General features: G+C 29.1%; 14 protein-coding genes and 4 tRNA genes. 7 read left to right on the top strand and 11 right to left on the bottom strand.

All coding sequences use genetic code 11. The annotated features are described in order from the left end of the window. Positions 1 to 54 precede the first annotated feature (54 nt). Positions 55 to 546, top strand: a complete 492-nt coding sequence (locus AEBR_RS07660) for a hypothetical protein (RefSeq protein WP_129087711.1) — start codon at positions 55 to 57, stop codon at positions 544 to 546. Between the two features lie 21 nt (positions 547 to 567). On the opposite strand, the gene AEBR_RS07655 is transcribed toward AEBR_RS07660, so the two are convergent. Further along, positions 568 to 1,599 (bottom strand): bifunctional 3,4-dihydroxy-2-butanone 4-phosphate synthase/GTP cyclohydrolase II, encoded by a 1,032-nt coding sequence (locus AEBR_RS07655; RefSeq protein WP_129087712.1) that lies wholly within the window; start codon positions 1,597 to 1,599, stop codon positions 568 to 570. Positions 1,600 to 1,708: 109 nt separating this feature from the next. Here AEBR_RS07655 and AEBR_RS07650 point away from each other — a divergent pair. The 4 genes from AEBR_RS07650 to AEBR_RS07635 all read left to right on the top strand — a co-directional run bounded on the left by AEBR_RS07650 (position 1,709) and on the right by AEBR_RS07635 (position 2,135). Beyond that, positions 1,709 to 1,783, top strand: a tRNA-Gln gene (locus AEBR_RS07650). A gap of 17 nt (positions 1,784 to 1,800) precedes the next feature. Next, a tRNA-Met gene (locus tag AEBR_RS07645) sits at positions 1,801 to 1,877 on the top strand. An 18-nt stretch (positions 1,878 to 1,895) separates the two neighbouring features. After that, positions 1,896 to 1,972: transfer RNA gene (locus tag AEBR_RS07640), tRNA-Met, on the top strand. 87 nt (positions 1,973 to 2,059) lie between these two features. After that, positions 2,060 to 2,135: transfer RNA gene (locus AEBR_RS07635), tRNA-Thr, on the top strand. Between the two features lie 123 nt (positions 2,136 to 2,258). On the opposite strand, the gene AEBR_RS07630 is transcribed toward AEBR_RS07635, so the two are convergent. The 10 genes from AEBR_RS07630 to ribA all read right to left on the bottom strand — a co-directional run bounded on the left by AEBR_RS07630 (position 2,259) and on the right by ribA (position 9,941). After that, positions 2,259 to 2,459, bottom strand: a complete 201-nt coding sequence (locus tag AEBR_RS07630; RefSeq protein WP_129087713.1) for a hypothetical protein — start codon at positions 2,457 to 2,459, stop codon at positions 2,259 to 2,261. A gap of 11 nt (positions 2,460 to 2,470) precedes the next feature. After that, positions 2,471 to 4,486, bottom strand: a complete 2,016-nt coding sequence (glyS, locus tag AEBR_RS07625) for a glycine--tRNA ligase subunit beta (RefSeq protein ID WP_129087714.1) — start codon at positions 4,484 to 4,486, stop codon at positions 2,471 to 2,473. Next, positions 4,479 to 4,637 (bottom strand): hypothetical protein, encoded by a 159-nt coding sequence (locus tag AEBR_RS07620; RefSeq protein ID WP_164969505.1) that lies wholly within the window; start codon positions 4,635 to 4,637, stop codon positions 4,479 to 4,481. Before AEBR_RS07620 ends, glyS begins: the two co-directional genes overlap by 8 nt. A gap of 107 nt (positions 4,638 to 4,744) precedes the next feature. Then, positions 4,745 to 5,425 (bottom strand): response regulator transcription factor, encoded by a 681-nt coding sequence (locus AEBR_RS07615; protein ID WP_129087715.1) that lies wholly within the window; start codon positions 5,423 to 5,425, stop codon positions 4,745 to 4,747. A 46-nt stretch (positions 5,426 to 5,471) separates the two neighbouring features. Continuing rightward, positions 5,472 to 6,665, bottom strand: a complete 1,194-nt coding sequence (locus tag AEBR_RS07610) for a hypothetical protein (RefSeq protein WP_129087716.1) — start codon at positions 6,663 to 6,665, stop codon at positions 5,472 to 5,474. Positions 6,666 to 6,674: 9 nt separating this feature from the next. Further along, complete coding sequence (locus AEBR_RS07605; protein ID WP_129087717.1) at positions 6,675 to 8,012, bottom strand: c-type cytochrome; 1,338 nt, start codon at positions 8,010 to 8,012, stop codon at positions 6,675 to 6,677. Positions 8,013 to 8,187: 175 nt separating this feature from the next. Beyond that, entirely contained in the window at positions 8,188 to 8,562 is a 375-nt protein-coding gene (locus tag AEBR_RS07600) for a hypothetical protein (RefSeq protein ID WP_129087718.1), read from the bottom strand. 13 nt (positions 8,563 to 8,575) lie between these two features. Beyond that, a complete protein-coding gene (locus AEBR_RS07595; RefSeq protein WP_128978332.1) occupies positions 8,576 to 8,788 on the bottom strand; it encodes a PP0621 family protein in 213 nt (70 codons plus the stop codon). Further along, entirely contained in the window at positions 8,788 to 9,369 is a 582-nt protein-coding gene (gene rsmG, locus AEBR_RS07590; protein ID WP_129087719.1) for a 16S rRNA (guanine(527)-N(7))-methyltransferase RsmG, read from the bottom strand. The genes AEBR_RS07595 and rsmG overlap by 1 nt, the downstream gene beginning before the upstream one ends. Next, a complete protein-coding gene (gene ribA, locus AEBR_RS07585; RefSeq protein ID WP_128978336.1) occupies positions 9,366 to 9,941 on the bottom strand; it encodes a GTP cyclohydrolase II in 576 nt (191 codons plus the stop codon). Before ribA ends, rsmG begins: the two co-directional genes overlap by 4 nt. Positions 9,942 to 10,000: 59 nt before the next feature. Here ribA and hemB point away from each other — a divergent pair, with 59 nt between their 5' ends. Then, complete coding sequence (hemB, locus tag AEBR_RS07580) at positions 10,001 to 10,975, top strand: porphobilinogen synthase (protein WP_129087720.1); 975 nt, start codon at positions 10,001 to 10,003, stop codon at positions 10,973 to 10,975. A 7-nt stretch (positions 10,976 to 10,982) separates the two neighbouring features. Further along, on the top strand, positions 10,983 to 12,185 hold the full coding sequence (locus AEBR_RS07575; RefSeq protein WP_129087721.1) for a PAS domain-containing sensor histidine kinase: 1,203 nt from the start codon (positions 10,983 to 10,985) through the stop codon (positions 12,183 to 12,185). Position 12,186 lies beyond the last annotated feature (1 nt).

Here is a 12,186-nt window from a genome sequence, read left to right as displayed (position 1 = left end):
TTATAAAAGGAGTGATTTTTTATCACTCCTTTTTTTATTTGTAAGGATAAATAAATGAATATAGAAGAGTTTCTAAATAAATTACAAGATAAGTGTGATGAAATAGTCTATTTATGTGCAAAACATATGATAAATAAAAAGTTCAATAATCTTGCTGATATTAAAGAGAAAGAATTAAAAGAATTTTTTATTGATTATAGTAATTATGATACCTATTTAAATGATTATGCAAGCGTAATTTATAATAGATATGAATCATCAAAAGAAGAAGTTTATGGCTCTTTATGCAAATATTTTGACGAAGAGAGTGATAATAGATTTCTCTTTGAATATAGATTAAAAAGAGTTATAAACCAAGATCCCAAAAAATATCTTTTTATTGAGGATGAAGAGATGAGAAATGCTGCAATATATAGAGTTGAGTCTAAAGTTAATATTATTGAAAATTCAAAATTCTATAGAACCAATGAAAAATTAGCAATTGATGAAATCAATGAACTAAAAAGAGTAATAGCACTTGTTAAAAAAACTGTAGGGATAGAGTAAATATCTCTTCCCTACTCTTTTTTAACACTCCATTTGTATCTCTTCAACTATTTCTAAACCAAATCCATTAAGTCCTACAAATGAGTGTTTTCCACCACTTGTCATAAGTTTGATTTTCTTTACATTTAAAGAGTTTAAAATTTGTGCCCCTATTCCATAATCCTTTTGAGACTCTTTATGAGCACTATCATCATTTAAAAAGATTATAAGACCGCCTTTTGATTGTAAAAAGTTAATTGTCTTTAACATTGAGTGAAGTTTTTCGTCATTTAAAAATAGTTCAAGATCAGGGATAATTGTATGAAATTTAACATGGGTTAAATCTTTTGCATCACCAAATTGAATAACAGTATGTACTTGTCCAAAATGATCTTTAAACTCCCTTTTCAATACATCTGTATTAAAAAATCTTGACTCTTCTTGAGTTATCTCTTCTACAAGTTTTTCATGAGATAATCTATATTCAACCAAATCTGAAATAAAAACCTGTTTTAGATTATGTTTTTTAGCAAAAATATCTAAATCATCTCTTCTTGCCATTGTTCCATCTTCTTTCATAATCTCACAAATAACTGCTTCACCATTAAATCCTGCAAGTTTACATAAATCCAATGAACCTTCTGTATGTCCAGTTCTAACTAGAACTCCACCATCTTTTGCAATAAGAGGAAAAATATGCCCAGGTCTAACTAACTCTTGAGCTTTTGAGATTGGATTTGCTAATATTTTGATTGTATCATCTCTCTCTGCTGCACTAATCCCTGTTGCTGCACTTGTTGCATCTACAGATACTGTAAAAGCTGTCTCATATGAAGAAGTATTTGCTGCTACCATAGGATTTAATTCAAGTCTTATCGCAGTCTCTTTAGTAACCGATACACAAATTAAACCTTTTGCATGTGTAGCCATAAAATTAACTTTTTGAGCACTACTTAAAGGAGCTGCATATACTAAATCCCCTTCATTTTCTCTATCTTCATCATCAAGCATAATAACCATATTACCTTTTTGAATCTCTTCTATTGCTTCTTTAACTCTATTAATTGCATTCATATTATCTTCTTTATTTGATTTATAAAATTATATCGAAAATTTCAAAATTTATCCTAAAAACACTTGACAAAATAGGTTATTTCTACTATAATTTCGGCACTTAAAAAGTTGGGGTATCGCCAAGTGGTAAGGCAACGGTTTTTGGTACCGTCACTCGCAGGTTCGAATCCTGCTACCCCATCCACTTTTTAGTACCCATAGCGCGGAATAGAGCAGTCCGGTAGCTCGTCGGGCTCATAACCCGAAGGTCGTAGGTTCAAATCCTGCTTCCGCAACCAATCATTATGATGTCTTATGTCAAGGTAGCTCAGCTGGCTAGAGCGCTGGTCTCATAAGCCGGAGGTCGAGAGTTCAAGTCTCTCTCTTGACACCATATAAATCTGAAATCGTCAGATGGTTATAGACATCATTTCCCCCATTTATTTTTTAATTGTTATATCTAATGGATTGGTTCTTATATGCTGGTGTAGCTCAGTTGGTAGAGCAGCTGATTTGTAATCAGCAGGTCGGGGGTTCGACTCCCTTCACCAGCTCCATTTTGAAATAAAAATGAAATAGTTTTTTTGATAGCTTTAAACATATTTCCCCTAATTATATTAATAGAACAGATTATTACTCTATTTCATTTTATTTCTTTTAAAAGAGGAAATATATTCTAATTATTCTGTAGCTTCGTGTATTGCCTCTTTTGTAGATTCATAGGCATCATTTGTTACATCTTTTGTTGCTTTCCACGCTTTTTTACTTGTATCTTTAGTTGTTTCCCATGCCTCAGAAGAGTCTTTTTTTACACCCTTCCAAGTTGCACATCCTGAAAAAATAAAAGTTAATACAAGTGAAAACAAAATTATATTTTTCATGTTAAAACTCCTTAGATTGTTATCTCTTTAATATCAGCAATAGTTTTAAATGCTTGATATATTTTACCAATAATATTTTTTCTATTTGTTTTAATAGCTTCATTTTCATGATTAACAAATACATTGTCAAAAAAGTTATCAAGTTGTGGCTTTAATCCAAATAGAGCATCAAGCTTATCTTCATACGTTTTATACTCAGTTGAATTTACTTTTTTAAATGCTGCTACTAACTCTTTCTCTTCTTTATCTTCTAATATAGCTTCATCTATATTTAGTGTTATTGTTACATCAATATCTTTTATAATATTTGCAACTCTTTTAAATGTTGCTGAATACTCTTTAAAACTATCACTTAATACAATTGGGTTTAAAGCACATAGTTTTTGAGATATTTCATAAATATTTGTTTCTCCGCTACCTAAAACTGCTTTTAATACCGATGGATTTACATCAAAAATTTTAAATAGTCTTTCGTTAAAGAACTCAACCAACTGTTTTTTATCTAGATTTTTATAATTGTTACTCAAAGCATCAATAATTTTTTCTAAATCAACAGGAAGTTTATGCTCAATTGCAATTTTAACAATACCTGCTGCTGCACGTCTTAGTCCAAAAGGATCCTTAGAACCACTAGGAATCTTTCCAATACTAAAAAGAGCCATAAGATTGTCAAGTTTATAAGACAGGGCTACAATTGAAGAAAAAATAGTTGATGGCAAATCTGATTCTTCCCCATCTGGAAGATATTGCTCTTTTAAAGCTATATATACTTTTTCATCTTCATTTGCAATTTTTGCATAGTAGTATCCCATTAAACCTTGAAGTTCTGTAAATTCATAAACCATTTCAGACATAAGGTCAGCTTTACTTAACATTACAGCCTTTTTTATTAATTCATTATCTTTTAAACCAAAAGTTTCTGCTAAATATTGTGCAATAATTGCTTCTCTTTCACACTTATCATACATTGAACCAAGACCTTCAACAAAAACAAGTTTTTTAAGCCCTTCATTAGATAAACCATTTTTAATATCATTTTTATAAAAGAACATTGCATCAGCTAATCTTGGTCTTAATACTTTTTCATTTCCAGCGGTAATTAATGAAAAATCATCAGTTTTAGAGTTTGATACAACAATAAAATGATTAGTTAATTTATCATCCTTATAAACTGCAAAATATCTTTGGTTCTCTTTCATTGAAGTAACAATAACCTCTTCAGGAAGTGTTAAAAACTCTTCATCAAATTTACCAATTAAAGCTGTTGGATACTCTGTGATTGCAACAACTTCTTCTAAAAGTTCAGTGTCAATCTCAATTTTAACACCATTTGTTGCTTCAATCTCTTTCATTTGATTTAAGATTAATTTTCGTCTCTCATCTGGATATAAAATTACACCATTTTTATCAAGTTTACAAAAATAATCTCCTGCAAAATCAAAGGTAAATGGTTCGTAAGAGACCATTCTATGTGCAAAAGAACTATTTGAAGATTTTACTCCAAAAAGCTCTGCATCTACAATTTCATCACCTAAAAGAATTGCCAAATTTCTAATTGGTCTAATAAAGCTATCACTTCTGCTAGCCCATCTCATTGATTTTCCAAAATTTAGTGAGTTAATAAATTCATTAATCATCTCATTTAATAACTCTTTTGATTGAGTTCCTGAAACCTCTTTTTTATAATATAGAACTTCACCTTTTCCTTGATCAATTTTGCCTAACTCATTAATATCAACTCCACATTTTTTAGCAAACCCTAATGCAGCGCCAGTTGGTTCTCCATCTTTATATGCAATCTTTATTGGTGCACCAAACATCTCTTCAATTGAATCTTCTTGTTTTATTTGAAATTCTCTATGCCATAAAACCAATCTTCTTGGAGTATAAAAGAATTCAAAATCACATAAAAGCCTATTTTTTTCTAAAATATCAGTCCACTTTTTCTCAATATTTGGTAACTCTTTTAAAAATGGTATTGCTGGTAGTTCTTCTACACCAATCTCTATTAACAACGGCTTATTCATCAACTCTATCCTTATTCGAAGTCATCTTTTTCTCATTCTCTTCAAGTTTTTTTCTATGTTTATCTATTTGTTGTTTATTAAAACCTCTTATGAACATAAATATCATGAAAATAAATAGAATAATAATTATAGTATCAAATATCTCTTTCACATTTGTCCTAATTATAGTAATTTAAAAGGTAAATATATTATCAAAATTATGCTTATTCTTCTATTAGATGCCTATGAAATGGCTATTTAAATAGAGATTTAATTTTTTTAAAAGATATTGTTTTCTTCTAATTTTAGTCTATAACCAAAGCTTTTTTTTGATTCAATAAGGTTTTTCCCAAGAATTTTTCGTAAGTGCCAAATATGGTATCTAATTACATCAGATTTTGAGTTTGTATTTGTTGAGTAAGTTTTGTTTTCTAATTCATTATTTGAGACATACTCTCCTCTTCTTTTAATAAGATAGTCTAAGATTAAAAGTGATCTAATCTCAAGTTTTATACTGTGCTCATTTTTATATATTTTTTTATTAAAAAGATCATATTTTATATTATTACCTAATAAAATATACTCTTTATGTGCTTTGTAGGCTCTTCTTATTAACATCTTTATTCTAAGAAGAAGTTCGTCAATATCACATCTTTTATTTAAGAAATCATCACATCCTATTTTAAATGAATTAATTAGACTATTTTGGGTAGAAGTAAGCACCAATTTCATTGTATTATCATTATATTCTTTTAATATTTTTAGGATTTTCATCCCATCAATTTTTGGTACATTTATATCTAAAATATATAAGTCATAAACATTTTCAAATATTTTATTTAAAAACTCTTCTCCATCTGTGCAGGTGTCTACAATGAACTCTTCCTCTTCCAAAAACTCTTTAATAGTCTCTTGGTAAAGAGTATCATCTTCTAAAAAAAGTATTTTTGTACCTATCATTTTTTATCCAGATTTAAATCAAAAGGGAATTTCCCCCTTTTGATTTTTATAATATATTATTAAATAGTATAAACATACCCCAACCGAAGTATATTACCATCCATACAACCATAATACTAAGTGTATAATTACCTAATCTTGTAACAGCTTTATCTTTTGAACCATCAAAAACACTTTTGATTTTTCCAACTTTCCAAGCCATTGTAAGAAGATAAGCTACCCCAATTCCACCCATAATTAAAAATGTAAGTAAAAACATAGTTATTGTAGGAATTTCGAGATTTACAGGATAGTCATAAATATTATATCCCAAACCTGTCATAATATCAAATCTAATAACCTCTCTTAAAGAAGAGATAAGTAATGCAACAACCACAAGTACACCTGTTGTAATATAACTATTACTATTAGAGTATACCATTAAGAGAAGAATTACTACTCCAACAATAATTGCAATACTTACAGGGTTCATTAAATAACCAGCCTTTAACATCCAAATTACAAAAGTAACTGCACTAATAAGTAGACCAACTACACCAATTCTTGTTCCTAAAACGGCACAATAATCTACAAATCTTTCTTCAAAGTCTTTTCTTGTACTTAGAAATCTACTGTAGTTTTGTAAAAAAATACCCACTACAGGAATAGCTAAACTTACTATAAATATCAGTCTTGCTAAATCCATATTAAAGGTCCAACCACTGTTATCAACAACACCATTAGGTGCATACATATCCATCCATTCATTTGGCATAATTGATGTAACTGCAAAGTTATGCATTAAAACTCCGGCAGATACTAAAATAAGAAAAGATACAAATCCAACTAATTTACCTCCACCCTCTTTTGCTTTATTTGCATAGTAATACCAATAATACATTGTATAACCAACAAGTAGTGTATATATAAAGATAAATACCCACATACCTGATAATGTATTTGCCACATACCAATTTGGATCATAAATAACTTGTGTAAATAATAATGGTGCTACACCAAGCACAATAAGAATTGATATACTTATTTTCCCTGTTTGAATTAAGTGTGGTGTCAAAATTTTCCAATAAGGGTCATCTTTTTGTCTAGTTGTTCCATAAAGTGATAATCCCATAGAACCAAGTGCAAGCAAAACAAATGCAGCATGTAGTGCCCAAGTTAAAATATATAAAACTTGAAAAACCACTGGATAAAAAGGTATTCCTGCCGGATCTCTAAGAGCTAATAATACAGATGCGTCCATAAATCCTCCTTAATATTTTAATGATGCAATGTATTCTGCAATTGCATCATATTCTTCGTCTGGTAATTTTAGCTTAGGCATATAAGGGAAACCACCATCACCTATGGCATATAAAATTGATTTAATACCCTCTTTATCTAAACCTTGCAATCTATCCCTTAATGGTCTAAATACACCTGTTTTTTCCAGTGAATGACAGTTTGAACAAGAAATTTTTGTTAATAATTTCCCTGCTTCAAGTCTATTTTCATCTGTTATAACTTTTAAGTTTGCTGGAATAAAAGGATTTACTTGTAATAGTCCCTTTTGGGCAATTATAGGAAGCTCACTTTTAATATTTTTACCCTCTACATCTCTACTAATTATTTGATTTGAATAGATATATTGTCCTGCAACATAAGGTTTTCTCATTGATTCTCTTAGTTTTTCTCCTGGCCATAAACCAGCAATTAAAATTACAAAAATCATTGTTGAAGCTAAAACAGTATTAATAGCTTGTGGTTTTATAATTGCCAACAAGAAATATAAAGAGAAAACCACTGTTAAAATTATTCTACTTTGAATTATAGAACCTTTACTTACATTAAATACTGCATGTGCATTGTCTGGAAGTGTACCCATATACCACATAAAGAAGAACATAGTTATAAATCCACCAAAAATTGCAATATATCCCATTTTTTTAGTAAGTTCAGCTGAAAGCTCTGCATTTTCTTTTTTTATTGCACTTGAAATTACAAGTCCTATTACACCAGACATCATAATCATAAATCCAATTCTTAAGAACATATGAGGAAATGTATTAATACCAAAGAAAGCATCACTTGCACTTCCTGTTGTATAATATGCTTCAGTTCCTGGCCACATCATAAAACTTATGATACCAATAATAAGTGCAAGAGTACCAACAGAGGCTAATGCAAAAGTATATGTTAGTTTTAGATGTGTTTTTTTATCTATTCTATCAATAAAATAAACCAAAACAAAAACACCTATTACTTCGTATACAAAGAATACCCACTCAGTAGCCCAAACCCACACAAAGTTGTGTATTAGAGCACTAATACCCCGTGGACTTGCAGCTGTTGCTGTATACCAAATTCCAGGACCTGTTATTGAACCAATAACATACGAGAAAATTAACAAAAACATACCATATTTTTTCATATATGGGTATAAGTCTGTTCGGTTCTCTTTATATGCTTTGTACGCTAAAAATGCAAATAGCATTGCAGCACCTACAGAAGTATGTGATGCTAAGATATGTATTGTTCCTGTAACACCCATCATCCAAGCACTTCCGTACTCCGGAAAATAAAACAACGGAAATTGTCCTATTATATCCATAAAACCTCCTTATTAGAAAAATTAGTATGAATTATAAAAGCATATTGTTAATTATTTGTTAGTATATTTTTTTAAAAAAAAGTTAAGTTATAGAAGTTTTATAATTGTGTAGAAAAGTAATTTTTAAATAGATTAGTTGCATTAAATAAATTTGCCTAAACAATAAAGTCTAGACCTATTTATTTAATAAATGGGAATAAATAACTCCATCTATTTCTGCAAGTGCAACTTTTTCTATTTCATCAGAAGTTTCAATGATAGCTAATATTTTTGAGTCAAAAATATAGTTTTCAGCAACCTTTTGAATACTACTAGCAAGTTTTTTGTCACAGATTATATATTTTGAATTTAATGCATTACAATAAATTGCCTCTTTAATTGAGTTAACAATTACTGCACACTTTATATCATTTTTTCTACAAAATAATAAAATATTTTCATCATAATTGAAAATTAGTGTTGAGTTTGGTTCAGTATTCTCTATATCCATAATTGAATCTATAAAAAAACATGATTTGTGTGGAATTAGACTATCTCCTATTAAAATCATACAATCATTCCTTCTATTTATTTAAGCACTCTTTTGAGCAGTAATATTTTCCATTACTTAAAATACCCTCTTTTTTAGAAACATATGTTCCACAAGTTGGACACTCTACCATTATATCCTCTATTTTATCATCCTCTTTTTTTACATCACTCTCTCTGTTCTTTTTAAAAAAAATTAAGTAAACTAAAAAAATGACAGCTATTATTGAGACAACTTTAATAATCATTACTTTCCTTCTATATATAAGTAGTTTCTATCTTCTTTGTTTACTACTTTATAATTATTCAATTTAGCCTCTTCTATCTCATCATTTAAAAGGCTCCCTTTGTAAAATAGATAACTACATTGATCTTTTTTAATATTTTGTGTTAAATCTAATAGAAGTTTGGTATTTGTTACAGCTCTTGAAGTTATTAAATCAACTTTTATATTTTCAACATCTTCAACTCTTTTTGCAAGAACTTCTATATTATATAAACCTAAACTATTTTTTACAAAATTTAAAAATGATACTCTTTTTAATCTTGGCTCAATTAAATAAGTTTTTACTTTTGAATTTGCCATAGCAAGAATAAGACCTGGATACCCTGCTCCTGTTCCAATATCTGCCAAACTTTCATAAGAGTTTATAAACTTCAAAGGATAAATAGAATCAATAATATTCTCTATAATATCCTCTTTTGAGAGTCTTCCACTTAAGTTATGAACTTTACCCCATTGCTGAAGCAGAGTTATAAAAGTTTCACATCTAAAGTTAAACTCTTTATCTAAGTTCAACTCTTCTAAAAGTTTGTCAAATTCTATCAAAACATATGTCCCATCTTCTCTTTTTTTGTATTAATATAATGTTCATTATATTTATTTGATTTTGTAATTGCTGGAATTCTTTCAACAATATCAATACCCAAAGACTCAATATATTCAATTTTCTTAGGGTTATTTGTAATAAGCTTTATCTTTTTTAAATTTAAATCTTTAAATATCTCTTTTACGATACTATAATCTCTATCATCTTCTCCAAAACCTAACTCTAGGTTCGCCTCAATTGTATTTCTACCTTTATCCTGTAATGCATAAGCATTAACTTTATTTAGAAGACCAATATTTCTTCCTTCTTGTCTGTGATAAATTACTAATCCACCATGTTTTGCAATAAATTTAAGAGCCAAATCTAATTGATTTTGACAATCACATTTCAAACTTCCTAAAGTATCTCCTGTTAAACACTCTGAATGAACTCTTACATAAGGGATATCTAAAGTGTCAAAATTTTCACTCATGATTGCTAAATGTTCTTGGTGATCTTGTTTGTAGGCTTTTATTTTGAATTTTCCATATTTTGTGGGTAAATTAGCAATATTTGATTTCTCTATATTCATATCCTTTTAAACCTTAAATTGTTAAAATGTCGAGATTATAGCGTACAAAGGTAAATATTATGTTTAAAAGATTTAGAAGATTAAGAATTAATGAGACTCTAAGAAATCTAGTTCAAGAGAGTGTTTTAACTAAAGATGATTTCATTTATCCCCTATTTGTAAAAGAGGGAAAGGGAGTAAAAATAGAGATTAAATCAATGCCTGGTGTTTTTCAAATGAGTATTGATGAGATATTAAAAGAGTGTGAATATATTAGAACTATTGGATTAAAATCTATTATTTTATTTGGTATTCCAGATGTTAAAGACTCTGTTGGAAGTGAGTGTTTATGTGATGAAAGTATAATAGCTAGAACAATAAGAGCAATAAAAGCAAAATTTCCTGATATGTTTATTGTTACAGATTTATGTTTTTGTGAATATACAGACCATGGACATTGTGGTATTCTTGATCCAAAAACTCAAACTGTTGATAACGATAAAACACTTGAGATTTCTGCTCAACAAGCACTTGTACATGCAAGAGCTGGTGCAGATATGATTGCTCCTTCTGGAATGATGGATGGTATTATTGAGACTTTAAGAAGTGCTTTAGATAAAAATGGTTTTGAAAATCTTCCTATTATGGCATATTCTACAAAATTTGCAAGTGCATATTATGGTCCATTTAGAGATGTTGCAGAGTCAACTCCTAGTTTTGGAGATAGAAGAACATATCAGATGAATCCAGCAAATAGATTAGAAGCTTTAGAAGAGTCACTAGAAGATGAGAGACAAGGGGCTGATATTTTAATGGTTAAACCAGCACTTGCTTTTATGGATGTTATTAGAGATCTAAGAAACAATACAAATCTTCCTGTATGTGCATATAATGTAAGTGGTGAATATGCATTATTAAAACATGCTGGAGCTGCTGGTGTAATCGATTATGAAAGGGTGATGTTAGAGACATTAGTAGGTTTTAAAAGAGCTGGAGCTGATATTATTATTACATATCATGCAAAAGAGGCTTGTGAAATATTAAATAGAAAATAGATAAATTATGGGACAAACCTACCAAGAGGCAATTGAAAACTCAAATATAGTCTCAAAGACAAACCTTGATGGGATCATTACTTTTGTAAATGATGAATTTTGCAAAATTTCAGGCTATTCAAAAGATGAGCTAATTGGTAGTGACCATAATATAGTTAGACATCCAGATGTTCCCAAAGAAAATTTTACTATTCTTTGGGAGACAATATTAAGTAAAAAACCATATAAAGCAACTGTTAAAAATATGTGCAAAGATGGTTCCACTGTATATTTAAATACTACAATAACCCCTATTTTAGACAAAAATAATGAGATAAAAGAGTTTATTGCTATTAGATATGATGTTACAAAAGAGGTTGAGTTAAAGAAAGTCTTGCAAAAAAAAGAGGAAGAGTTAGAATACTTAAATAAAACTTTAGAACAAAGAGTTTTAGAGCAGACTGCACAGCTAATTGAGCTTAATCAAACACTAGAGCAAAGAGTACAAGAAGAGATTGTAAAAAACAAAGAGAAACAAAAAATGCTCTTTTGGCAATCAAGAATGGCAAGTTTAGGTCAAATGCTTGCAAATATTGCCCATCAATGGAGACAACCATTAACTGAGCTTAGTCTTACTCTATTTAACATAAAGAAAAGTGCAAAAGCTTCAAAGATGGAGAAGTTAGAGGAGTATTACAAAGACTCTTTAGAGATTATAGAAAATATGTCCCAAACCATAGATGATTTTTCTAATTTCTTCAATCCAAATAAAGCAAAAGAAAAATTTCTTTTAAGTACCTCAATTGATGAAGCTTTTCTAATAACTAAAAAGTTAATACAAAAAGAGAATATTAAAGTTAAAAAAGAGCTTGATAAAGTCGAGGTTTTTGGAGTATTAAATGAGCTTTCGCAAGTTATGATTAATCTTATTCAAAATAGTAGTGAAGCCTTTAAAAGTAAAAAAATAGAAGAGAAAACTATTAATATTAAAAGTTATATTGATTTAAACTCAATTACTTTAGTATATAAAGATAATGCAGGTGGAGTTGATGATAAAACTTTAGATAGAATATTTGAACCATATTTTACTACAAAATATCAAAGTAATGGGACAGGTTTAGGTCTTTTTATGTCTAGAATGATTATTGAAAAGAGTCTAGATGGTCTTATTAAAGCAAAAAATTGTGACGATGGCTTAGAGTTTACAATACAAATTCCTTTAGGAGAATAAT

This window comes from Halarcobacter ebronensis, assembly GCF_013201825.1.
Classification (GTDB): domain Bacteria; phylum Campylobacterota; class Campylobacteria; order Campylobacterales; family Arcobacteraceae; genus Halarcobacter; species Halarcobacter ebronensis.
Note: the sequence above shows the minus strand (reverse complement) of the source record. Positions and strands in the feature narration are given on the sequence as shown.